Annotated in this window: 13 protein-coding genes; 3 read left to right on the forward strand and 10 right to left on the reverse strand. The window is 73.6% G+C overall.

All coding sequences use genetic code 11. The features are described 5' to 3' along the window. Positions 1–45: 45 nt before the first annotated feature. On the forward strand, positions 46–1,221 hold the full coding sequence (locus tag PVK37_RS24255) for a cytochrome P450 (RefSeq protein WP_275030106.1): 1,176 nt from the start codon (positions 46–48) through the stop codon (positions 1,219–1,221). Positions 1,222–1,263: 42 nt separating this feature from the next. Here the strand turns inward: PVK37_RS24255 and PVK37_RS24260 are convergent, their stop codons facing one another. Further along, on the reverse strand, positions 1,264–1,458 hold the full coding sequence (locus PVK37_RS24260) for a ferredoxin (RefSeq protein ID WP_275030108.1): 195 nt from the start codon (positions 1,456–1,458) through the stop codon (positions 1,264–1,266). Between the two features lie 214 nt (positions 1,459–1,672). Between PVK37_RS24260 and PVK37_RS24265 the strand changes: the two genes are divergently transcribed. Further along, a complete protein-coding gene (locus PVK37_RS24265; protein WP_275030110.1) occupies positions 1,673–2,860 on the forward strand; it encodes a peptidase M23 in 1,188 nt (395 codons plus the stop codon). A gap of 126 nt (positions 2,861–2,986) precedes the next feature. Here the strand turns inward: PVK37_RS24265 and PVK37_RS24270 are convergent, their stop codons facing one another. Continuing rightward, a complete protein-coding gene (locus tag PVK37_RS24270) occupies positions 2,987–3,544 on the reverse strand; it encodes a flavin reductase family protein (protein ID WP_275030111.1) in 558 nt (185 codons plus the stop codon). Further along, positions 3,541–4,398, reverse strand: a complete 858-nt coding sequence (locus tag PVK37_RS24275; protein WP_275030112.1) for a DUF1684 domain-containing protein — start codon at positions 4,396–4,398, stop codon at positions 3,541–3,543. Before PVK37_RS24275 ends, PVK37_RS24270 begins: the two co-directional genes overlap by 4 nt. Before the next feature lie 435 nt (positions 4,399–4,833). On the opposite strand from PVK37_RS24275, the gene PVK37_RS24280 reads away from it, so the two are divergent. Then, positions 4,834–6,771 carry an APC family permease gene (locus tag PVK37_RS24280; protein WP_275030113.1) on the forward strand — a complete coding sequence of 646 codons (1,938 nt, stop codon included), beginning with the start codon at positions 4,834–4,836 and terminating at the stop codon, positions 6,769–6,771. A gap of 147 nt (positions 6,772–6,918) precedes the next feature. Here PVK37_RS24280 and PVK37_RS24285 read toward each other — a convergent pair whose 3' ends face one another. The 7 genes from PVK37_RS24285 to PVK37_RS24315 all read right to left on the reverse strand — a co-directional run bounded on the left by PVK37_RS24285 (position 6,919) and on the right by PVK37_RS24315 (position 22,501). After that, positions 6,919–8,499, reverse strand: coding sequence for an MFS transporter (locus PVK37_RS24285; protein ID WP_275030114.1), 1,581 nt, complete (start codon positions 8,497–8,499; stop codon positions 6,919–6,921). Between the two features lie 16 nt (positions 8,500–8,515). Further along, complete coding sequence (locus PVK37_RS24290) at positions 8,516–9,310, reverse strand: thioesterase II family protein (protein WP_275030115.1); 795 nt, start codon at positions 9,308–9,310, stop codon at positions 8,516–8,518. Further along, entirely contained in the window at positions 9,307–10,419 is a 1,113-nt protein-coding gene (locus PVK37_RS24295) for a class II histone deacetylase (protein WP_275030116.1), read from the reverse strand. The genes PVK37_RS24290 and PVK37_RS24295 overlap by 4 nt, the downstream gene beginning before the upstream one ends. Before the next feature lie 78 nt (positions 10,420–10,497). Continuing rightward, positions 10,498–10,803, reverse strand: a complete 306-nt coding sequence (locus PVK37_RS24300; RefSeq protein WP_275030117.1) for a hypothetical protein — start codon at positions 10,801–10,803, stop codon at positions 10,498–10,500. Between the two features lie 154 nt (positions 10,804–10,957). Then, positions 10,958–15,019, reverse strand: a complete 4,062-nt coding sequence (locus tag PVK37_RS24305; RefSeq protein ID WP_275030118.1) for an aminotransferase class I/II-fold pyridoxal phosphate-dependent enzyme — start codon at positions 15,017–15,019, stop codon at positions 10,958–10,960. After that, a complete protein-coding gene (locus PVK37_RS24310) occupies positions 15,016–16,137 on the reverse strand; it encodes a DNA alkylation repair protein (RefSeq protein WP_275030119.1) in 1,122 nt (373 codons plus the stop codon). Before PVK37_RS24310 ends, PVK37_RS24305 begins: the two co-directional genes overlap by 4 nt. Positions 16,138–16,147: 10 nt before the next feature. Beyond that, entirely contained in the window at positions 16,148–22,501 is a 6,354-nt protein-coding gene (locus PVK37_RS24315) for a type I polyketide synthase (protein ID WP_275030120.1), read from the reverse strand. Positions 22,502–22,510 lie beyond the last annotated feature (9 nt).

The raw sequence follows: 22,510 nt of genomic DNA on the forward strand, positions 1-22,510 counted from the left end.
ACAGATCGTCCACTTGACCTTGACCGTTCACGATGGGATGGATCGATGACGGCTCCCGAGCTTCCGTTCACCCGTACCTGCCCCTTCGCGCCGCCCGCCGAGCACGTCCGACTCCGGGAAGAGGAGCCGGTCGCCCGGGTGACCCTGTCCACCGGCCGGGAGGTCTGGGCGCTGAGCCGGCACGCGGACATCCGGACCATGCTGACCGACCCCCGGTTCAGCACCGACCGGCGGCACCCCGGCCACCCGTTCCACGCCCCCGACCTGCCCCGGCTGGAGCGGTCCCGGCCGTCGTTGATCGAGCTGGACCCCCCGGACCACGGTCCGGCCCGGCGGGCCGTCACCGGCGAGTTCACCGTACGGCGGGTGGCCGCGCTGGGCCCGCGGATCCAGCAGGTCGTCGACGAGCACGTCGACGCGCTGCTCGCCGGCCCCCGGCCGGTCGACCTGGTCCAGGCGCTGGCGCTGCCGGTGCCCTCGCTGATCATCTGCGACCTGCTCGGCGTGCCGTACACCGACCACGACTTCTTCCAGGACCGCACCGCCCGGATGCTGCGCCGCACCGCCACCAACGAGCAGCGCTTCGCCGCCGCCCAGGACCTGCAGCGGTACCTGCTCGACCTGGTCTCCGGCAAGGCGGCCACCCCGGGCGACGACCTGCTCAGCCGGCAGTTGGCGCGCGGCGGCGACCTCGAGGACGTGGTCAGCCTCGGCTTCCTGCTCCTGGTCGCCGGGCACGAGACGACCGCGAACATGATCTCGCTCGGGGTGCTGAGCCTGCTGGAACACCCCGACCAGCTCGCCGCGATCCGGGCCGACCCCACGCTGACCCCGAAGGCGGTGGAGGAGCTGCTGCGCTACTTCACCATCGCGGAGCTGGTGGTGGCCCGGGTGGCGGTGACGGACGTGGAGATCGGCGGGGTGCTGATCCGGGCCGGGGAAGGCGTCGTCACGCTGGGCAACGCGGCCAACCGCGACCCGGCCGCCTTCCCCGACGGCGACCGGCTGGACCTGACCCGGGGTGGCCGGCACCACCTCAGCTTCGGTTTCGGCGTACACCAGTGTCTGGGGCAGAACCTGGCCCGGCTGGAGTTGCAGATCGTCTTCGACACCCTGCTGGCCCGGGTGCCGGGCCTGCGGCTGGCGACGCCGGTCGACCGACTGCCCTTCAAGGACGACGGAGCCGTCTACGGCCTGTACGAGCTACCGGTCACCTGGTAGGGGCGGCTCGGGTAGCCGGTCCCGTCGGCCGGCCGGTCGGGCTCAGGGCTCTACAGTGATCGCCGACGCCGGGCAGACCGCCGCGGCGTCGGTGACGTCGGCGAGCCGTTCGGCGGCGGGCGACGGGTTCAGGAGCACCACCACACCGTCCTCGTCACGCTGGTCGAACACGTCCGGCGCGGCCAGCGCGCACTGCCCGGACCCGCAGCACCTGTCCTGGTCGACGGTGATCCGCATGGTGCCCACCCTTCCGTGGTAGCCGGCTTCCGGCGTCCAGAGTGCCCGCTCGGCCGCCCGCCCGCCAGAGGCCGGCGACGAAACCGCAATGGACAGGACCCGGATCGCCGGCTACCGTCCACACCTCAGGACTGATCGACGTTGATGTATGTCTGGAGGTGCCGTGTCCCCACGTCATGCCCGAGGAAGGCGCTGCCTGGTCACGCTGTCCGCAGTGGCCGTCCTCGCCACCGCGGCCGCCACCACCACCGCCACCACCGCGGCCGCCACCACCGCCAGCCCCGGCACCGCCAGCCCCGTCGCCGCGGCTCCGGCCGTCGACGTCGTACCGGCGGTGACCGCCCGCCTTCTCGACCAGGCCGCCACCGGCCACCCGGCCCTGCGCGCCGCCGGACCGGACGACACCCGGGTCACCGTCAGCCGACGCGACGGCCGGACCTGGGCGACCGGCACCGCCGTCGTGGTGGCCCCGCGCGAGGAGGGCGCGTACCCGGCCGGCTGGGTGTTCCTCGCGCACCGGGACCGCACCGGCTGGCGGGTCGCGTTCGACGGCGAGGCCGCCTTCGCCGACCTGGCCCGGCACGCCCCGACCTCGGTGCTGTCCAGCCGGGAACGGGCCGTGTTCACCAGTCCGCCGGCCCCGACGTACGCCGGCGGTGACTACCGCACCGGCATGCGGCTGCCGTACGGCGTCGGGCAGTCGTGGTCGTACACCGGCGGGCCGCACGGCTGGGGCGGCAGCGACTCGCCGTGGAGTTCCATCGACCTGGCCGGCGGTGACCAGCGGGTGCTCGCCGCCCGGGGCGGCACCGCCTACACCATGTGCCGGGGCTGGATCCGGGTCATCCACGACCGCGGCTACGCCACCGACTACTACCACCTGTGGAACAGCATCAGCGTCAACGGGGCGGGCGTGGGTGAGGGCGCGTACCTCGGCGACACCGGCACCGACGTCACCTGCGGCGGCTCCGCAAGCGGCCGGCACGTGCACTTCGGCCTGCGGCAGAACAACGCGTACGTGCCGATCGCCGGGCACGACCTCGGCAAGTGGGTGCTGGCGAACGGCGGCGGCACGTACCAGGGCTCCGCGCTGCACGGCTCGGCGCAGGTGAACGTGGGTGGAACGCTCTACAACCACGGCGCGCTCGGGTTCACCCAGGGCGTCGTGGACAGCGTCGGCGGCGGCACGGTCAACCGGCGGTCCGGCCCCGGCACCGGGTACGGCGTGGTCGGCTCGGTCGCCGACGGGGCCACGGTGTCGATCGCCTGCTCCGCCAACGGCACCACGCACACCGGCCGGTGGGGCGCGACGGCCCTGTGGAACCGGCTGACCGACGGCAGCTGGATCAGCGACGCGTACCTGTGGACCGGCGTGAACGGCCCGGTCAACGGCTGGTGCTGAGACCGGGCACGGGCACGGGACGGCGGGCCGCCGTCGGCCGGGGCACGGGCGGAACCGCGGGCCGCCGGACGGGCCGGGGCACGGTCGGGCCGGCGGGGCACGGACCGGACGGTGGGTCGCCGTCGGTCAGGCCGCGCGCCGGGACGTGGGGTCGGTGTCCGGCAGGCCGGCGTACCGGCCCCGGTGGTAGAGCAGCGGTGAGCCCACGTCGGCGTGCCGGAGCAGCTCCGGTTCGGCCAGCACGATGGCGTGGTCGCCGACCGCCACCCGGTCCACCACCCGGCAGACCAGCCAGGCCAGGGTGTCGTCGAGGATCGGCACCCCCTCCGGACCGGTCCGCCACCCGGTGGGCGCGGCGAACCGGTCCAGGCCGCTGGTGGCGAAGGTCCGGGCCAGGTCCCGCTGGTGGTGGGCGAGCAGGTGTACCGCCACGTGCCGGGCCCGGGCCACGGTGGGCCAACTGGAGGAGCCGAGACGCAGGCAGAACGACACGATCGGCGGATCCAGCGACACCGAGGTGAACGAGGTGGCGGTGAAGCCGACCGGCGGCGGACCCGGCGCGGTGACCACGGTGACGGTGCTGGCCTGGTGGCGCAGCAGGGCACGCAACGCGTCCACGTCGGCGTCCGCCGGCAATGACACGTCGGCGTCCGCCGGCACCGGCACGTCGGCGGGCGGGATCATGCGCTCTCCTCCCCGGAGCCCCGGCCGGCCGGTGCGGGCAGGGTCGGCTGCCGCTCGTACGGGATCTGCTCGCCGGCCTCGACCGCGACCGGCAGCCGGTTCTCCGGCGGGGGCAGCGGGCAGGTGGCGAAGTCGGTGTACGCGCAGGGCAGGTTGACCGCCCGGTTAAAGTCCAGGGTCACCCGGCCGTCCGGGCCCGGCGGGTCGACCGCCAGCCACCGGTTCGCCGGGTACGTGGTGACGCCCGAGGTGGCGTCGGTGAACAGGATGGACAGCCCCAGACCGGGGGCCAGGCCCTCGAACACGGTCAGGCTCAGCGGCAGCCCGTCCACCTCGAACCCGACCCGGCCCAGGGCGTGGTAGACGTGCTCGAGCCCCTCGACGGTCGCGCCGACACTGGTCGGTCGGGGCGGCTCGTACGGCACGAACCGGCCGTCCCGGACCCAGCGCGGGTCCGGCGGGTACGTCGGGGTGCCCCGGTACCCGGTGCGGAGCGGGTGGTCCGGTCGCCGGGGCCGGACGACGTCCCGCCCGCCCCGGCGGGCCACCTCGACCACCCCGCCCTCGACGCCGACGGTGACCCCGCCGCGTTCGGAGATCGGGCCGAACTCGTACCGGTGGCGCACCGGACGGTCGGCCACCACGATCTCCTCTCCGGCGGACAGGGTGACGACCACCCCGGCGGGGCCGGTCTGCCACTCCCCCGGCGCGTCGGGCAGGCGGTGCGGCGTGGACGTGAGCCAGTGCAGGCCGGTGACGGCGAGGAAGCCGTGCGGTGCGGCCAGCTGGGCGTCGCGTCGGCGACGCCACTCCTGCCAGTCCCGGACGAAGGACGTGGGCGCAGCGGTGGTCATGGGTGGCTCCTCACCGGGCGGTCGGAACGTGACGTCGGGGAAGAACAGGGTGACGGGGCCGAGGGCCGGCGGCGGTGTCGGCCAGCGGGGGCGGCCGGACCAGGGGTCGGACCGCGGCGTTCGCCGACCGGTCAGGCCGGGGCACCCGGTACGGAACAGAGCTGCGAGGCGACCCGCATCAGGTCCACGACCCGACGCGAGGTGAGCAGTCGCGCGACCAGCATGGATCGATATTCCTACCGAAAGAATGGGATTTCAAGGGGGTGGTGGTCGGCGTCTCCCCCGGCCCGGTCTCCCGGCCCGTCCGGCAGCCGGCCACGCCCGGACGGTTTGTCGGCTAATGTCCGGATCACCGGGTGGCGGGGGCGGCATGGGCGGAATGCCAGCCGGGAGGACGACCGCAGCGGAGAGGACGACCACGGCGGAGGATGACGCATGACCAGCGCGGGCGGCCGGGGTGGCCGGCTGCGGGCCTGGCTGCTGTCCGACCCCACCCGGCCCGCCCAGCCGCAGGGCCCGTACCCCCGGGAAACCGGACGCCGGCACCACGCCTGGTGGAAGGTCATGTGCCTGACCGGCGTGGACTACTTCTCCACCCTCGGCTACCAGCCGGGCATCGCGGCGCTGGCCGCCGGGGCGCTCTCCCCGGTCGCCACGCTGGTGCTGGTCCTGGTCACCCTGTTCGGGGCGCTGCCGGTGTACCGGCGGGTGGCGCGGGACAGCCCGCACGGCGAGGGCTCGATCGCCATGCTGGTCCGGCTGCTCAGCTTCTGGCCGGGCAAGCTGCTGGTCCTGGTGCTGCTCGGCTTCGCCGCGACCGACTTCATCATCACCATCACCCTCTCCGCCGCCGACGCCACCGCCCACCTCGACCAGAACCCGTTCTGGCCGGCCGCTCTGCAGGGCCACCGGGTGGCGGTCACCCTGGCGCTGGTGGCGCTGCTGGGCGCGGTGTTCCTCCGGGGCTTCGGCGAGGCCATCGGGATCGCCGTCGTACTGGTCGGCACCTACCTGACGTTGAACGCGGTGGTGCTGGTGGACGCCCTCTGGCTGGTCGCCAGCGAACCGGGCCTGGTCAGCGGCTGGAGCGGCGCGCTGACCGCCCGCCACGGTGACCCGCTGTTGGCGGTCGGCCTCGCGCTGCTGGTGTTCCCCAAGCTCGCGTTGGGCCTGTCCGGCTTCGAGACCGGGGTCGCGGTGATGCCGCACATCCGGGGCGGCCACGACGACACGGAGCAGCGTCCGACCGGGCGGATCCGGGGCGCCCGTCGGCTGCTCACCACGGCCGCCGTCACCATGAGCGTCTTCCTGGTCGCCAGCAGCGTCGCCACCACCGTGCTCATCCCGGCCGACGCGTTCCGGGCCGGCGGCGCGGCCAACGGACGGGCCCTGGCGTACCTGGCCCACGCCCACCTCGGCCCGGTCTTCGGGACGGTCTACGACCTGTCCACCATCGCGGTGCTGGCGTTCGCCGGGGCATCGGCCATGGCCGGCCTGCTCAACCTCGTCCCCCGCTACCTGCCGCGGTACGGCATGGCGCCGGCGTGGGCCCGGGCGGTACGCCCGCTGGTGCTGGTGTTCACCGCGGTGGCGGCGCTCATCACCGTGCTGTTCTCCGCGAGCGTGGACGCGCAGGGCGGCGCGTACGCCACCGGTGTGCTCGTCCTGATCACCTCGGCGGCCGTCGCGGTGACCCTGGCCGCGCGACGCGACCGCCAGCGCGGCCGGGCGGTCGCCTTCGGGGTGATCACGGTGGTCTTCGTCTACACCACCGGCGCGAACGTCGCGCAACGCCCGGACGGCGTGAAGATCGCCACCTGCTTCATCGCCGGCATCATCGGAGTGTCCCTGCTGTCGCGGCTGTTCCGGGCGTTCGAGCTGCGGGTCGGCACGGTCGACCTGGACCCCACCGCCCGACGGTTCGTCACCGAACGGGCGGACCGGCTCCGGCTGGTGGCCCACGAACCGGAACGCGGCGACGCCGAAGAGTACCGCGCCAAGCTGGCCCAGGTCGTCCGGGACAACGATCTGCCCTCCGACGCCGACCTGGTCCTCGTCGAGGTGACCGTGACCGACCCGTCGGACTTCGAGACGGAGCTACGGGTGACCGGTACGCTCCGGCACGGCCGCTACCCGGTGCTGCGGACGGCGAGTTCGTCGGTGCCGAACGCGCTGGCCGCGCTGCTGCTGCACGTGCGGGACCTGACCCGGCGGCGGCCGCACCTCTACGTCGACTGGTCCGAGGGGAACCCGGCCGGCAACTTCCTGCGGTACCTGGCCTTCGGGCAGGGCGAGATCGCCTCGGTCGTCCAGGAGATCCTGCGCCAGCAGGAACCCGACCGCTCCCGGCGACCGCACGTGCACACCGGCTGACGGGCCGGGCCGGCAGTCGCGCGGGCCCAACCGACGGCGCGGCGGACCCGCCGGGCCGGTACGTCGGGGTGGGCACCGGGGCGGCGCCCGACCTGTCCTGGGGGAGTCGAGGTCGGGCGCCGCAGCTGTGGGGCGGGTCGGCCGGTGTTACGCGGACTTCGCCGGCACCGGCTCCTCGGCCGGCGCGTCGGTCGCCGGCACGTCGGCCGCGTCCGGGCCCTCGTCCCGGGGGGTACGGACCAGCGCCACCACCGCCACCGCGAGCAGCACGGTGATCGTGGTGGCGATCGTGGCGACCACGTTCAGCCCGCCGGTGAAGGCGTCCCGGGCCGAGGTGAGCAGGGCGTTCGCCGCGTCGGCCGGAAGCTGCCCGGCGACGGTGACCGCGCCGGCCAGGGTGTCGGCGGCCGCCGACCCGTCGGCGGTGCCCGCCGGCACGTCCACCCCGCTGCGGTAGACGATGCTGCCGATGGTGCCGAGGATCGCCACGCCGAGGGCCATGCCCAGCTCGGTGCTGGTCTCGGAGACCGCCGCGGCGGAACCGGCCTGCTCGGGCGGGGCCGAGCCGACCACGATGTCGGTGCCGAGGGCGATCAGCGGACCGCCACCGGCGTACACCAGCATGAACCCGACGACGAGCTGGGTGAGCCCACCCTCGCTGGGGATCAGGGCCAGCATCAGGTGGCCGACGGCCGAGATGGCCAGACCGGCGGCGACCACGTGCGCCGGGGCGATCTTCGCGGCCAGCACCGGGGCGAGCACGGAGGTGACGATCAGCGCGAACGCCGCCGGCAGCAGCCACAGGCCGGCCTTCAGCGGCGACAGGCCCACCACGAGCTGGAGGTACTGGGTGACGAACAGGTACGTGCCGCCGGCGATGAGCATGCTGAACAGCATCGCCACCAGGGCGGTGCTCAGCGTGCGGTGCCGGAACAGCCGCAGGTCGATCAGTGGGCTGTCCAGGGTGCGCTGCCGGCGGGCGAAGACCACCCCGATGGCCAGGCCGACCACGATGGTGAGCACCGGCACCACCGGGGAGGCGTCCTTGGCGAGTTCCTTGAGGCCGTAGATGACCGGCAGGATCGCGGCCAGCGAGAGCAGCACGCTGGTCAGGTCGAGCTTGCCGGCGTCCGGGTCGCGGTACTCGGGCAGCAGCCGGGGACCGGCGATCAGCAGCACCGCCATGATCGGTACGCCGAGCAGGAAGACCGACCCCCACCAGAACCATTCCAGCATCGCGCCGCCGACGACCGGGCCGAGCGCCACCCCGACGGAGAACATGGTGACCCAGATGCCGATCGCCACGCCCCGCTGCTGCGGGTCGCGGAACATGTTGCTGATCAGCGCCAGGGTGGACGGCATCAGGGTGGCCCCGGCGACACCGAGCGCGGCACGGGCGGCGATCAGCAGCACCGGGTCGTCGGCGTACGCGGCGGCCACCGAGGCGACCCCGAAGGCGGCGGCACCGATCAGCAGCAGCCGACGGCGGCCGATCCGGTCGCCCAGGGTGCCCATGGTCACCAGGAAACCGGCGATCATGAAGCCGTAGATGTCGATGATCCACAGCATCTGCGGGGCGCTGGGCAGCAGACTCTCGCTGATGTGCGGCACCGCGAGGTGCAGCACGCTCAGGTCGATGGAGAGCAGCAGCGTCGGCAGCGCCAGCACGGCGAGGCCGAGCCACTCGCGCGGGCCCGCGCGGTGGGGTGCTTCCAGGGTGGTTCCCAAGGTCTTTCCTTCCGGGTTACTGGGTTGTGCCGTGGTCGGGGTGCCCACCGGGCGGGTGCCCGGCCGCCGGGGCGAGCGCGGCGACCAGGTCCGCGGCGACGGTCGCGGCGGTGGTCGGGTCGTACAGGTAGAAGTGGCCGCCGGTGAACATGCGGCGGCGGAACGGGCCGGTGGTCTCCAGCGACCACAGGGCGAGCCGGTCGGCGACCACGATCGGGTCGTCCGTGGCGCCCAGGGACAGGATCGGCACGCCCGTGCCGCTCGGCGGTCGCTGGTAGGTCTCCATCGCCTCCAGGTCGGCGCGGATCGCGGTCAACGCGGACCGCACCAGGTCGGTACGGTGCAGCAGCTCGGGGGTGACCCCGCCGATCTCCACCAGGTGGTCGAGCATCTCCGCGTCGGTCCGCAGGTGCCCGAACGGCGGTTCGCTGGGGAAGCAGGGCGGTTGGCGGGCCGACACCGCCAGCAGCTCGGGTGGCAGCCCCTTGCGTTCCAGTTCCCGGGTCAGCTCGTAGCCGAGCACGCTGCCGAAGCTGTGCCCGACCACCGCGTACGGCAGCGGCTCCAGCTCGGCCACCGCGTGCGCGAGCCCCTCGACCAACGGTTCCACCCGGTGCAGCGGCGGCTCGCCGGCCCGTAGGCCCCGGCCGGGCAGCTGCCCGACGAGCAGTTCCACCCCGGCGGGCAGCACCCGCCGCCAGGCCCGGAACGCGGACGGCCAGCCACCGGCGTGCGGCAGCGCCACCACCCGCCCCCACGGCGTGCCGGGTCCACCGGGCGGACCCACCCGCAGCAGCCAGTTCCCGGTCATCCCGGTCCTCCCCCGGCCAGCAGCGGGTGGTGCGTGGCGAGGTGGTCGAGCACCCGGGCCTGGTGCGGGCGCAGCCGCTGCCCCGGCAGGTGTTCCAGGGAGTGCAGGAACGGGTCGGGTGGCTCGGGCCGGCCGGCGAGCGCGGCGGCCACGGCCATCACCAGGGTCGGCTGGTACCAGGCCGAGTAGCCGCCCTCGTGGGCCAGGACGATCCGCCCGCCGCAGAGTTCCTCGGCCAGCGCGCACATCCGGACGGTCATCGCGTGGAAGGTGCGGCTGGTGCACATCATCCGGCCCATCGGGTCGTGCCCGCTGGCGTCCACCCCGGCCGCGACCAGGATCAGCTCCGGCGCGAAGGCCCGCGCCGCCGGCTCCACCAGCCGGCTGAGCGCGGCCAGGTACGCCTCGTGGCCGGCGCCGGCCGGCAGCGGCACGTTGAGCGTGTACCCGGTGCCGGGGCCGGTGCCGGTCTCGGTGACCAGCCCGGACGCGGGCGGGAAGAGCCCCTCCTGGTGGATGGAGACGTACAGCACGTCCGGGTCGTCGTAGAAGGCGCGCTGGATGCCGTTGCCGTGGTGCACGTCCCAGTCCAGCACCAGCACCCGGCGTACCCCGTGCCGTTGCGCCGCCCGCGCGGCCACCGCCACGTTGTTGTAGAGGCACAGGGCCATCGCCCGGTCCGGTTCGGCGTGGTGGCCGGGCGGGCGGACCAGACAGTAGGCGCGGTCGAAGCGGCCGTCGAGTACGGCGGTGGTGGCCTGGACGCAGGCCCCGACGGCCAGCCGGGCGGCCTCGGCGCTGTGGTGGTTGACGTGCGCGTACACCCCGGCGTCCCCCGCGCCGAGGGCGGACGCGGCCTCGACCCGGTCGATGTGCGCGGCGGTGTGCACCAGCCGCAGGTCGTCGTCGGTGGCCGGGGTCGGGGTGACCCGGGTGTAGAGGTCCAGCAGCCCGGACAGCCGGACCAGACCCTCGGCCCGACGCAGGTCCGGGTCCACCGCGAACTGGCGCAGCGGCTCGATGCCCGGCCCGACCGGCAGGTATCCGGAGCCCTGGCCGGGGTCGTGCCAGAAGCACAGCTCGTGGCTGTACCAGGCGAGGTTCGACATGGTGGGTGTCCTCGGTGCTCGACGGGCGGGGCGGACGCGCCCGGCGTCGTCGGCGACGACGCCCGGGCGCGCGGCAGGTCAGACGCCGACGTTCTCCGGCAGCCGGGCCAGCCCGGACACCTCGGCGATCTTCCCCAGGTAGTACTCCCGTTCCTCGGCGGGTGTCTGCTTGGTCCGGAACGTCGAGTCGAGCCAGCCCAGCACCTGCTCGATCTCGGCCGGGGTGAGTCCCCGTTCGCCGACCTCCTTCTCGAACTCCCGGATCCGGGTCGCCGGAGCCAGTACGCCCTCGGCGTAGCCGGTCTCGTCGGCGTTGTGGTTCCGGGTACACGCGATGGCCTTCAGGACGGCACCGAAGAAGGCCCTGCTGTCGACGTCACTCACTGCGGTCTCCTCTCGACGGGATGACACGCGCCCCGGCGTGCGCGGGCCGGCGGCGCGGCTGATGCGGTTGCGGGCACCCCGGGGCCCGTCGGGCGTGCCCTGCGGCGACGGACCCGACGGGTACCTCCGGAGTGTCCAGCCCCGACCGGTGTGCTCAGGCGATGAGCCCGACCTGCCGGCCGGCCTTGGCGAAGACGGCGACGGCCTGGTCCAGGTCGTCTGCGGAGTGGCTGAGGTTGACGATGGTCCGCAGGCGCGGCAGCGCCTTCGGCACGGTGGGGTACACGATGGGTTGGACGAAGATGCCCTCCTGTTGGCAGAGCCGGGCCATCTCCTGGGCCTGCTCGGAGCTGGCGCAGATGATCGGCACCACCGGGGTCTCGCTGGCCAGGGTGTCGAAACCGAGACCACGCAGTTGCGCGCGGTACCGATCGGTGAGGGCCCGCAGGTCGTCGGGGAGGTTCGGGGCGGCGCTGATCACCTCGATGGCGGCGCGGGCGGCCGCCACCTGCATCGGGGTGCCGGCGGCGGAGAACATCCAGCCCCGGGCGTTGTTCTTCAGCGCGAAGATCAGGTCGGCCGAGCCGGCGACGTAGCCCCCGGTGCTCGGCACCGTCTTGGACAGGGTGCCCATCTTCACCGGCACCCGGTTCGGGTCGATGCCGAAGTGCTCGGTGATGCCCCGGCCGGTCGCGCCCAGCACACCGAGGCTGTGCGCCTCGTCGACCATCAGCGGCGCGTCGTACCGCTCGCACAGCTCCAGGATCCCGGGCAGGTCGGCGACGTCACCGTCCATGCTGAACACCGCGTCGGTGACGACCAGCCGGCCGGCGTCGCCGGCCTTGCGCAGCGCCCGCTCCAGGTCGGCCAGGTCGTTGTGCGCGTACGTGATGACCTTCGCGCCGGAGAGCCGGTACCCGTCCAGGATGCTGGCGTGGTTGTAGACGTCCCCGATGACCACGTCACCCGGGCCGACCAGCGCGCCGACGGTCGCCACGTTGGCCATGTAGCCGCTGGTGTAGACGATGGCGTCCTCGGTGCCGAGGAACCGGGCGATCGCCAGTTCCAGCTCCCGGTGCAGGTGCAGGGTGCCGGCGAGCAGCCGTACGCCGTGCGCGCCGGTGCCGTGCTTCTCCAGGGCCCGCTGCGCCTGGTGGTCGATGTAGTCGTGGCCGATCAGGCCGAGATAGCTGTACGAGGCGAAGTTGAGGAACCAGCGGCCGTCGAACTTGATCCACGCCCCCTTGCTCTCCTCGATCACCGGCTCGTAGAAGTAGCCGTCCTGGGCGATGACCTGCCGGTCGTCCACGGACAGCGCGTCGATCCGGCGATCCAGGAAGGAACCGTCCGGCCGGTCGCCGAGCCGGCCGGGCAGGGTCCGGCGGGGCACCCCGGCACCGCCGGCCGACGGCCCGAACGGATCGACCGGTCGGCCGGTCGTCGGCGCGGGACCGGTCAGCGCCGGTGCCGGTCGGTGCCCGTTCGGCGCGGCCGGAGCGTGCCCGTTCGGGGCGGGGTGGTGGCCGTTCGGCGCGGCCGGCCGGGTCACCGGGGCCGGTCCCGCTGTCGCCGGTCGGGATGCCGGGACGGTGCCGGCCCGGGACGAGGCGGCGTACCGGTCCGGCGGAGCGGCCGAGTCGACCGCCCGGAACCGGTCCCAGTCGGGGACGAACGCGGGCGTCTCGGGCTGGCCGACGGCGGCCGGTACCGGCCGCTCGACGGGGACCGGGGCGACCGGCCGCGCGGGCGCCACCGCGGCCGGCACCACCGGGGCCACCGCGACTGGGGCCACCGCGACTGGGGCCGGCGCGACCGGAGCCGGCGAAACGCCGTCCGGGGTGGCGGCGGCCTGGCGCGGCTGCTGCTCCAGGTGGCGCAGCAGGGCGTCCACGTCGGCGTGGTCGAAGAACGTCGCCGGGTCCACGTCGAGCCCCTCGGCGGCCAGCGCGGCCGACACCTCGACCGCCATCATCGAGTCCAGGCCCAGCTCCAGCAGGTTGTCCTGCGGCGACACCTCCGCGACGTGCAGGGTCTTCTTCAGGATCGCCGACAGGGCCGGCCACAGCCGGGCCTCGACGCTGCTCACAGGGGTCATCGGTGCGTCCTTCGGTTCACGGACTGCGGACAGGACGTAGTTGGCGGGCGGCAGGTCGAGGACGTGCCGCAGCAGCGCGACACCCTCGTCGGCGGTGAGCGCCGGCACGCCCCGCGCGGCGGCGGCGTCGGCGATCGGCTCGCCCATGCCGACCCGCCACAGCCCCCAACCGAGGCTGTACCAGGACTCGCCGGCCGCCCGACGACGGGCCGCGTACCCGTCCAGGTAGGCGTTGGCGCTGCCGTACGAGCCCTGGCCGAGGTTGCCGTACACCGCCGAGACGGAGGAGAACAGCACCACGAACCCGGGCCGGGCCGCGTCGGGGAACGCGGCGTCGAGCGCGTGCACCCCGCCGAGCTTCGGGGCGTACACCTCGTCGATCCGGTCGGCGGTGAGGCTGCGGACCAGGCCGTCGCGGAGCACCCCGGCGGCATGGAACACGCCGTCGTAGCGTTCGTGCGGCACCTCGGCCAGGGTCCGCACGTCGACGCCGAGGATCCGCAGCTCACAGGCATCCGCGAGGCGGTCCAGCCGGTCCCGGGTGGGCCCCTCGGAAGGTACGGTCCGGCCCACCAGGGTCAGGTGGGCGCAGCCCGCCCCGGCCAGGTGTTCGGCCACGTGCAGCCCGATCCCGCCCAGGCCACCGGTGATCAGGAACCGGCCACCGGCGATCCGGCGCGGCTCCCCGGTGCCGGTGCCGTCGACCGGTGTCACCGTCGGGGCGTACCAGGTGCCGTCCCGCCAGGCCAGTTCCGGCTGCTGGTGCCGGAGTTCGTCCAGGGTGGGCGGTTCGGCCGTACCGTCGAGCCCGACGTCCACCAGCCGGACCCGGGTCTGCGGGTGCTCGATCCGCAGCGTCCGGGCCAGTCCCCAGAGCGCGGCCTGGGCCGGCTCCACCGGCTCGTCCGGGGTCAGCTGCTGGGCGGCGTTGGTGACGATGGTGACCGCCGGCAGCGGCGGCTGCCCGGCGAGCCGCCGCAGCAGGGTGAACACCCCCTGAAGGAAACCGGTCGCGGTGGCCGGGTCGGTGACGTCCCGGGGCGCGACGTACACCACCTCGGCGGGCCGGGCCCCGGCCCGCAGCTCGTCCACCCGATCCGTGGTCAGGTCCGCCGGGTCGAGCCGGACCAGGCCGTCGACCGGGTCGGTGCCCACCGCCTCCCGGGTGACCAGCCAGATCGGGCCGCCGTCGGGAGCCGGCTCCGGGGTGGGTTCGGTGGCCGCCCAGGTCAGGGCGGTGACCGACCCGGCCGGCACCGACCGGCCACCGGCCGGCGTCGACCGGGTACTTTCCGCCGGATCAGCCGGGGTGGTACGGCCGGCCGGATCGGTCGGGGTCGACCTGGTACGGCCGGCGGGGTCGGTCGGGGTCGCGCCCTTGAGGACGATCCGGTCGAGTTCGAGCAGCACCTCGCCCTGCTGGTTGCAGACGGTGGCCCGGCCACGTACCGCACCGCCGGACCCGGTCCGCTCCACCAGGGCCACGACGGTGCCCGAGATCCGCCGCCGGACGTCGATCCGCCCCACGTACCAGGGCAGACAGCCACCGGAGGCACCCGCGTCGAGCAGCCCCAACAGTTGGAAGACACTGTCCAGCAACGGCGGCGGCACCATCGCCGGTTCGCCGGGCTGCTCGGGCGCGCGCAGCAACGCCACCATCCGGTCCGGTCCCCGGTGCACGCTGCGGATCACCTGGAAGGTGGGGCCGTACTCGATGCCGCTGGCCCGCCGCCAGTCGGCCACCACCGACAGGGGTACCTCGTCGGCGCAGCCGGCCCGCAGCTCGGCCAGGTCCAGGTAGTGCGGCGGGGCCAGCGGGCTGCGGACCGCGCGGGCCCGGCTGTGCGGGGTCGGGGTGACCGCGTCCGCCGGCCGGGAGCCGAGGGTGCACTCCCCGTCCGTGGTCAGCACGGTCTCGATCTCGACCGGCGCGCCGGGTTCGACACGCAGCGGGGCGAGGAACGCGACCTGTTCCAGCCGCCAACTGCCGCCCGGCTGCGCCGCCTCGCAGGCGGCGAGCAGGTGATCGATCTGGGCCGCCGCGGCCAGCACCGGGGTGCCACCGATCCGGTGGTCACGCAGCACGGGCTGGTCCGCGACGAGCAGGTGCCGGCGGCTCACAGCCGTAGGTCGAATCTGTCCGTGGCCAGGATCTGGCCGTTGACCTGGATGTCCACCAGGTGCTCCCCGGGGTAGTAGCGTCGGGTGGAGACCTCTCGGACGGGGTGGGCCTTCTCCACCGTCCGCCGCTCACCGGGCGCGAGGTCGAGGGTGGTGAGCTTGAAGACCTTCGGGATGCTCTGGCCGTTCTTCCGGACGTGGTGCACCACGTAGTCGACGGCCACCGTGTGCCGACGCCGGTCGGTGTTCTCGATCTCGAAGCGGAGCGTGGTCGAGTCACCGAGGGTCAGCTCGCGCGGACTCAGCCGCAGCGACGACACCCGGATGTGCTCGCCGCCGGTCACCCCGACGATCGCCAGGGCCTCCGGGTTGCCCTGCTTCACCAGGGTGCGCAGGGCGTGCTTGACGATCCAGGCGGTCTCCGGGGTACGGCTCTCCTGGGACCAGCGCAGCACGGTGGCCAGCGCGATGTCGGGCGAGTCCTTGGCGATGTCGTTGAGGTTGTTCGCCACCGACTTGCGGACGTACTCCGACGGGTCGCTGCGCAGCGGTTCGAGGATCTCCAGCACCGGCTGCGGGTCCTTGACGAACCTGGTCAGCGTCCGGGCCCAGGGCAGCCGGGGACGGATGCCCTCGCTGGCCGCCCGACGCAGGTTGTGGCTGGGGTCGCGGGCCCAGTCCGCCATCCGCGCCATGGTCAGCTCGTAGTGCCGCTCGACGTAGGGGCGGACGGCGTACTCCGCGGTGTGCCGCTTGGTGATCTCGGCCAGGGCGTCCAGGGACACCTCGGGGTGGTCCAGTCCCCACTCCTCCACGAACCGGGCCACCGGCATGAGGTACCAGCTCACGTTGAACATCCCCTCACCCTCGGCGAGTTCGTCGCCGAGGATGGCCAGCAGGATCTTCACGCTCTCGACGTAGTCCTCCGGCAGCCGGCTGCGCAGCCCCTCGGCCAGGACGAGGACCCGGTCCTTCAGTTCCTTTCCGGGAATGCGCCGTTCCACCTCGGTGGCGTAGCCGTCGACATCGAAGGTCGGGTGAAAGTCGCGGATCTTACCGCCGATGAGGCGGGCGGCGTCACCGTTGAAGTGCCGCTTCAGTCCGTATTCGCCAGTCATTTCATGGTCCTTACCGATGTGCGCTTTCCCTACGGGGCGGATAGAGGCGGATCCTAGGTGGCCCCGTTTCCTCCACCGGAGTGACGCGCCCGGCCGGCCCGGCACCGGCACCGTCCGGGGCTTTCGAGATCCAGTACTGCTGCCGCTCGAAGGGGTAGGTGGGGATGGTGGTGATCCGGTGGTGTTTGCCGTGGTGGATGCCGGTCCAGTCGAGGTCGCCGTGGCCGTGGTTGTAGAACGTGGCCACGGCGGCGTGCAGTTGCGCCTGGTCGGTGTGGTCGCGTCGGAGGGTGGGGAGCCAGGTCAGTCCGTCGGTGCCGAGGGCCTGTCGGCCGAGACCGACCAGGACCGGTTGCGGGCCGATCTCCCAGAACACCCGACCACCCGCGGCGTGCACCGCGTCCAGGGCCTGCGCGAACCGCACCGGCAGCCGGATTCCCGACCCCCACAGGCCGGCATCCGCCACCGACTCCGCGTCGTGCCAGGCACCCGTCACCGTCGACGCGAACTCCGCCCGCGGCGCGTTGGTCGTGACCCCGGCGAACGCCTCCGTGAACGGGTCGACCGCACCGGCCATCGCCGCCGAATGGAACGCGTGACTCACCGACAGGCGCTGCGTCCGCAACCCCGCCCCTGCGACGAATGCCTCCACCGCGTCCACCGGACCAGACAGGGTGACGTTGCGGGGACCGTTGAAGGCCGCCACCTCGACCCCCGGGAACCGGTCCACCACAGCGGCCACCTCGTCAGGGGAAGCGAACGCCACCGCCATCGTCCCGTCCGACGGCTGCGCCTGCATCAGCTCGCCCCGCACCGCCACCAACCGCACCAGGTCATCGAGCGAGAACACACCCGCCGCCCAACCGGCGGCCAACTCACCCACGCTGTGACCCACCACCACACCGGGCCGCACGCCCCACGACTCCAGCAGTCGTACCAGGCCCACCTGTACCGCCACGATTCCCACCTGCGCGAACCGCGTCTGCACTAGTTCATCCCGGCCGGAACCGAACAACAACTCCGTCAGGGAGACGCCGGAACGGGCGGAAAGAAGATCCCGGAACTCGTCGATGGCCGACCGGAACACCGGCTCCGTCGCATACAAACCACGACCCATGTCCGGATACTGCGACCCCTGCCCGGTGAACAGGAACACCGACACCGGCGGCTGATTCACCAACCGACCCACCGGCCGGTCACCCGCCGCCACCGCCGACAACCCCGCCACCAACACATCCCGGTCACCACCGGAAACCGCGACCCGGAACCGATGCGACGCCCGACCCACATTCGCCGTGAACCCGACATCACCAACATCCGCAGCCTGCGGCAACGCCTCCGCATACGCCCCGGCAAGCCGCCGCACCGCGTCCTCCGACGCGGCCGACACCCGCACAATGTGCGACTCCTGCCGAACCTCCGGACGATCAGCCGGCAGCGGCGCCTCCTCCACGATCACATGCGCATTCACCCCACCCATACCGAACGCCGACACCGCAGCCCGCCTCGGCACACCCACCACCCGACGCCACGGCACCACCCGATCCGCCACAAAGAACGGCGAACCCTCAAACCGAATATGATCATTCGGACGCACCACATGCAACGTCGGCGGAATCCGCTCCCCCTCCAACGCCAACAACACCTTCACCACACCAGCCAAACCCGCAGCCGGCTCCAAATGCCCAATATTCGACTTCAACGACCCAATCGCACAAAACTGCGTCCGCGACGTAAACGACCGCCACGCCCGCGACAACCCATCCACCTCAATCGGATCACCCAACGACGTCCCCGTACCATGCGCCTCCACCATCCCAATCGAATCCGGAGACACCCCCGCATCCCGCAAAGCCGCCACGATCACGTCGCGCTGGGCGCGCGGACTCGGTGCCGAGTACCGGGTGGTCCGTCCACCGTGGTTCACCGCCGCACCCTTGATCAGGCCCCGGATCCGGTCACCGTCCCGTTCGGCGTCGGCCCGCCGCCGCAGGACGACGGCGACCGCGCCCTCCCCCGGCACGAAGCCGTCGGCGGAGACGTCGAACGCGCGGCACCGGGACCCCGGCGAGAGGGCCATCAGTTCCGCCATCGAGCTGAAGTACTCCGGGCTGATCGCGGCGTGCACCCCACCGATCACGGCGGTGTCGATGTCACCGGCGCGCAGGTGCTGGAGCGCGCTGTGCAGCGCCACCAGCGAGGACGAACAGAGCGTGTTCACCACCACGCTCGGCCCGTGCCAGTCCATCAGGTACGACAACCGGTTCGGGATCATGGCCTCCAGGCCGAGGCCACGCCCGGCGGCGACCCCGTTGCGGGACCGTTCCTCGTGGTAGTGGTCGTGGCTGTAGCCGATCCAGAGACCGATCCGGTCGTCACGGTCCCGTCCCATCCGGCCGGCGTCCTCCAACGCCTCCCAGATGGTCTCGTACACGATCCGGGCCTGCGGGTCGATCAGCGGCGCCTCCCGTGCGGAGATCCGGAACGGGGTGGGGTCGAACTCGTCGACCCGGTCCAGGAAGGACGCGCTCGGCACCGGCCCCTCCACGGTGGGCCAGCGGCCGTCCGGGACGGTCCGGACGGTGTCGCGTCCCTCCAGCAGCAGCGACCAGAAGCCGGCGAGGTCGTTGGCGGTGGGCACCCGGATCGCCGCCCCCACCACGGCGACGTCCCGTACCGGGTCTCCGGCCCCGGCCGGGGCGGGCACCGGACGGTCCGCCGGTTCGTCGGCGACGGACGCCACCGACGTGACACCCGGTCCTGCGGACACCGCCCGGTCGGCGGGTGTGGACAGCGACGACGCGAGCAGCTCGGCCGACGCGGACGGCGATGGCGCGATCGGCGACGGCGCGGGGTCGGCGGACACGGCCGGCGACGGCGTGGACCGGGTCGCGCCGCCGGCCGGCGGCTCCGACGCGGTGGACGCCGGCAGGGAGGCCACGAACTCGGGAGCCTCGTCGACCAGGTGCTGCGCGAAGCTACGCGGGGTGGGGTACTCGAAGAACACGGTCGGGTACAGGGCCAGGCCGTGTTCCCGGGAGAGCCGGTCGCTGAGACCGACCAGGCCGACCGAGTCGAATCCGGCGGAGAGGAACTCGGTGTCGGCCTGCTCCTCGCCGGTGCCCGCCTCGGCCAGGAACCAGCCGAGCGCCCGGCCCAGCGGGCCGCCCGACGCCACGACCGCCGGCCGGGATGCCGCCGCCGGGGAACCGTCGTCCGCCACCGGGGACGGCCCGGACACCGCCGCGGACGGCCCGGACACCGACCCGGCCACCGGCCCGGACGGCACGGACGCCGGAGCGACAGGGCTGGACGACGACGCCGGGACCGTCCCGGCCGCCCGGTGCGCCTCGCCGGCCGGCTGGTCGGTGAAGGCGAGCACCGGTACCCGCTTGGAGGAGATGTCCCCGAAGACCAGCAGCGGACGCCCCTGCGCGTCGAGGACCACCTGGGTCACCCGGCAGGCTTCCTCGTTCCAGAAGGCGACCTCGGTACGCACGTACGCGGCGTCGTCGAGCGGGCCGTACACGGTGACCCGGTCGACGGAGAGCGGGATGAAGGCGGACGCCCGGTCGGTGCCGAACACCGGGTTGTCCGGGTCGATCGCGGCGATGGTGACGCTGTCCAGCAGTCCCGGGAAGAGTCGCACCTCGGCCGGGTTCATCGCCCGCTGCCGGCCGCCCTCGATCCGGGCGAGGGTACCGCCGGTGGCGAGGCTCGCCACCCACGAGATGTTCCGGTAGTAGCGACCGTGGTGGTAGCCGATGCGGCGCAGCCACCGGTAGACGCCCGATCCGGCGTGGACCCGGGCGCAACCCGCGAGCAGGTCGGCCAGGGGTTCCGGGGCGGCGGCCGGGCCGGGCCCGGACGCGTAGCCGCCGGTGACGAACGGCTTGCCGTCGACGTCCTCGACGGTGAACCGGCCCCGGCCGTCGACCCGGCACACCACCCGGTGCGCCCCGGTGGGGATCAGCGGACGGTGGAACAGCACGTCCCGCACCCCGTGGAACGGGTCACCGCGCAGTTCCGCGCCCTGCCGCAGGAAGTCGAACCAGGCGACGCCGGGCAGCATGATCCGCCGGTACACGGAGTGCTGGGCGGTGGGCGTCTCAGCCGGGCCGAACACCCGGGAGAAGACGTACCCGGCCGGGCCGGCGTCCTGGTCCAGCGTGGTCGGGCCGCCGGGTTCGGCGGAGCGGCGTGGTTCCCGCAGGTCCAGCGTCAGGCCCCGGGGCTGGGCGACGGGGAGCAGTCGCCGACGCCAGGGGGCACCGCCCTGGTAGGCGGTCCAGTCGACGTCCCGACCGGACTGGTGGACCTCGGCCGCGACGGTGGCGAACACCGCGGCCACCTGGTCGTCGTCGGTGGCGGTGGCGAGCCGGGCGCACAGGTCCCCGGCACCGTCGGGCGCGGGGTCGTCGGCGGGGGTGGCGGCCAGGACGGCGGCGAGGGCCTCCTCCAGGGAGGTCCGGCCGTACGCGAAGTCGGCGACCGCCGTCCAGCCGGCCGGCAGGTCGACCGCCTGCTCCGGTACGCCCACGTCGCGCAGTGCCACGGTCAGCGCCACGGCGGTGCAGATCCGCAGCAGCGGGCCGGTGAAGGTGCTCAGCGGGCTACCGACGGCAGCCTCGAACCGGCCGACGACCTCGCCGACCGCCGGTACGGCCCGGGGCAGGGCGAGCAGCCAGTCCGGTGGGGTCGACGCGGTGACCGTCCGGACGGCCACCGTGGCCGGGTTCGTGGCCGTCTCGCCGAGCGGGGCGTCGGCATGCAGCAGCCGGGCCCGCAGGGCGGCGGCCAGCTCGTCGGCGTCCCGTCCGACGACCGTGCAGCGCACGGCCCGGTGTGGCCGGGCCAGCCGGGCGGTGGCGCAGACGTCGGCCAGGTCGGCACCGGTGGCGGGCAGGAACTCCAACCACTGCGCGACGAGTTCCCGCAGCCCGTACGGGGTGTCGGCGGAGATCGGCAGCACCTCGACCGGCCGGCGGGCCGGCGCGCCGGACGCCTCGCCCGGCCCTGCGGCGTCGGTCGGCACGGCCTGTCCGACACCGGTCGACACGGCCTGTTCGGCGGGTGTCGGGTCGGTGACCGCCTCGGCGACCACGTGCGCGTTGGTGCCGCCGAAGCCGAATCCGCTGATCCCGGCCCGCCGGACCGGCGCGTCCGGCCAGGGCAGCGGCTGCGGGGGCAGGTGGAACGGGCTGGTGTCCAGCCGCAGTCGGGGGTTGACGGCGTCGATCGGGATGCCCGGGACGACCCGGTCCCGGAGACAGAGCAGGATCTTGGCGAGTCCGGCCATGCCGGCGGCCGAGTGCAGGTGCCCGATGCGCCGCTTGAACGAGCCGAGCGCGACACTGCCCCGGGCCACGTCGTGCCGGCCGAAGACCTCGGTGAGCGCCCGCACCTCGATCGGGTCACCGATGGCGGTGCCGGTGCCGTGCGTCTCGACGTACTGGACGGTGCCCGGGTCGATCCGCCGGTACACCTTGTCCAGCAGCTCGATCTGCGCCTCCAGGTTGGGCGTGGTCACGCCCATGGTGCGGCCGTCGTTGTTGACCCCGGTGCCGGCGATCGCGCCGAGGATCAGGTCACCGTCGGCGACCGCCGCGCCCATCGGCTTGAGCACCAGGGCGACGGCTCCCTCGCCGGGCACGTACCCGTTGGCCTTCTCGTCGAAGGTCTGGCACAGCCCGTCCGGGGAGAGCGCGCCGGTGCGGGAGAGCAGCACGAAGGTCAGCGGGTCGACCAGCAGGTCCACCCCGCCGACCACGGCCAGCTCGCAGCTGCCGGCGGCGAGGCTCTGGCAGGCCAACCAGACGGCGGTCAACGAGGACGAGCAGGCGGTGTCCACGACCAGGCTGGGGCCGGTCAGGTCAAGCCGGTCGGAGAGCCAGGCGGCCATGAAGTTCTGCGAGCGCCCCCAGAGCGCGGCCGGGACCGGCGCGCCGGTGTCGGCGGTCGCTCCGAGGCCCCGGTGGTGGTCGAAGCCGTAGGAGTTCATCCGGGCGGCGACGAACACCCCGGCGCCCAGCCGTCGGCGGTTCTCCCGGTAGCCGGCGTCCTCCAGGGCCCGGGCGCCGACCTCCAGCATGAGCCGCTGCTGCGGGTCGAGCCGGACGGCCTCGGCGGCGGTGAGCCCGAACGCGTCGTGGTCGAAGGTGAACGGGTCCTGGAGGAACGCCCCCCGGTGGTGGGCGCCCTGGTGGTCGCCGTCGCCGAGGTAGAGGTGCCGGGCCCAGCGGCTGGGCGGGACCTCGTCGACCTCGACGGAGTCCTGCCCGAGCAGCCAGCGCAGGTCCGGCACGTCCTCGGCGCCGGGAAGCCGTACCGCCATGCCGATCACCGCGATCCGGTCGTCGACCATGGTCGTGTC

This window comes from Micromonospora cathayae, from assembly GCF_028993575.1.
Taxonomy (GTDB): domain Bacteria; phylum Actinomycetota; class Actinomycetes; order Mycobacteriales; family Micromonosporaceae; genus Micromonospora; species Micromonospora cathayae.

What these genes read in the sequence shown, in the direction of transcription:
- PVK37_RS24310 (WP_275030119.1), bottom strand. Translation starts at nt 16,137, where the DNA reads ATGACTGGCGAATACGGACTGAAGCGGCACTTCAACGGTGACGCCGCC.
- PVK37_RS24290 (WP_275030115.1), bottom strand. Translation starts at nt 9,310, where the DNA reads ATGACCGGGAACTGGCTGCTGCGGGTGGGTCCGCCCGGTGGACCCGGC.
- PVK37_RS24315 (WP_275030120.1), bottom strand. Translation starts at nt 22,501, where the DNA reads ATGGTCGACGACCGGATCGCGGTGATCGGCATGGCGGTACGGCTTCCC.
- PVK37_RS24270 (WP_275030111.1), bottom strand. Translation starts at nt 3,544, where the DNA reads ATGATCCCGCCCGCCGACGTGCCGGTGCCGGCGGACGCCGACGTGTCA.
- PVK37_RS24275 (WP_275030112.1), bottom strand. Translation starts at nt 4,398, where the DNA reads ATGACCACCGCTGCGCCCACGTCCTTCGTCCGGGACTGGCAGGAGTGG.
- PVK37_RS24255 (WP_275030106.1), top strand. Translation starts at nt 46, where the DNA reads ATGACGGCTCCCGAGCTTCCGTTCACCCGTACCTGCCCCTTCGCGCCG.
- PVK37_RS24260 (WP_275030108.1), bottom strand. Translation starts at nt 1,458, where the DNA reads ATGCGGATCACCGTCGACCAGGACAGGTGCTGCGGGTCCGGGCAGTGC.
- PVK37_RS24295 (WP_275030116.1), bottom strand. Translation starts at nt 10,419, where the DNA reads ATGTCGAACCTCGCCTGGTACAGCCACGAGCTGTGCTTCTGGCACGAC.
- PVK37_RS24280 (WP_275030113.1), top strand. Translation starts at nt 4,834, where the DNA reads ATGACCAGCGCGGGCGGCCGGGGTGGCCGGCTGCGGGCCTGGCTGCTG.